The organism is Micromonospora globispora, from assembly GCF_003857015.1.
Taxonomy (GTDB): domain Bacteria; phylum Actinomycetota; class Actinomycetes; order Mycobacteriales; family Micromonosporaceae; genus Micromonospora; species Micromonospora globispora.
This window is the reverse complement of the sequence record NZ_QGGF01000732.1, coordinates 1-1,148: the sequence shown is the minus strand read 5'-3', so window position 1 is coordinate 1,148 and position 1,148 is coordinate 1. Positions and strand designations below refer to the sequence as shown.

Below are 1,148 nucleotides of genomic sequence, written 5' to 3'. Positions count from 1 at the left end.
GAGTTCCGCCGTGACGTCGTCGCGGTCGCCCGCAAGGGTGAGGCGCCCATCGCGCAGATCGCGAAGGACTTCGGGATCTCCGAGTCGTGTCTGCACCGCTGGCTCAAGCTCGCCGACATCGAGGACGGGGGTCGTCCCGGGACCACCAGCAGTGAGTCCGCAGAGCTGCGGGAGCTGCGGCGGCGGAACAAGCTCCTCGAGCAGGAGAACGAGATCCTGCGTCGGGCGGCGGCATTCTTCGCCAAGGAGATCGCCCCAAAATGATGTACCCGCTGGTCGGTGACCTGGCCGCGGACGGGATCCCCGTCGCGGTGACCTGCCGGGTGCTGGGCTTCAGCAAGCAGGCCTACTACGCGTGGAAGAAGACCCCGGTCACCCGCCGTGACCTGGCCGACGCCTATCTGATCAACGCCGCCCTGGACATCCACGCCGATGATCCGGCGTTCGGGTACCGGTTCATCGCCGATGAACTGCCCGCCCACGGCATCACCGCCGGCGTCAACAGGGTGGCCAGGCTGTGCTCAGTTCAGCGGATCTGGTCGGTGTTCGCCAAGAAGAAGGGCCTCACGAGGCGGGCGGGGGCGCCAGTGCACGACGACCTGGTGCAGCGCCGCTTCACCGCCGACGCGCCGGACCGGCTGTGGCTGACCGACATCACCGAACATCCCACCGCCGAGGGCAAGCTCTACCTCTGCGCGATCAAGGACGTGTACTCCGGTCGGATCGTCGGCTACTCCATCGACACCCGCATGAAGGCCTCCTTGGCCGTCTCGGCGCTGCGCAACGCGATCCGACTACGGGATCCGGCCGGCACCGTGGTGCACTCGGACAGGGGTAGCCAGTTCCGGTCGAAGAAGTTCGTCAAAGCGTTGCGGCGCAACGGTTTGACCGGCTCGATGGGCCGAGTCGGCGCCTGCGGCGACAACGCCGCGATGGAATCGTTCTTCGCCCTGCTGCAACGCAACGTCCTGAACCGGCAACGCTGGCAGACCCGCCAGGACCTGCGCCTGGCGATGGTGACCTGGATCGAACGGACCTACCACCGCCGCCGACGGCAACGACGCCTCGGCAAGCTCACCCCGATCGAGTTTGAGACAATCAACAGGCCCGCACACGCGGCCTGAACCATTCAACCCCGCGAGTCAACC

General features: G+C 66.9%; 1 protein-coding gene. It reads left to right on the top strand.

Annotation, left to right across the window (positions count from 1 at the left end):
• A protein-coding gene (locus DKL51_RS32960; protein ID WP_438819693.1) for an IS3 family transposase occupies nt 1–1,124 on the top strand; the annotation gives its coding sequence in 2 pieces (ribosomal slippage) (nt 1–253 and nt 253–1,124; 1,125 coding nt annotated over the 2 pieces). This gene is flagged as partial in the annotation.
• Between the last annotated feature and the right edge of the window lie 24 nt (nt 1,125–1,148).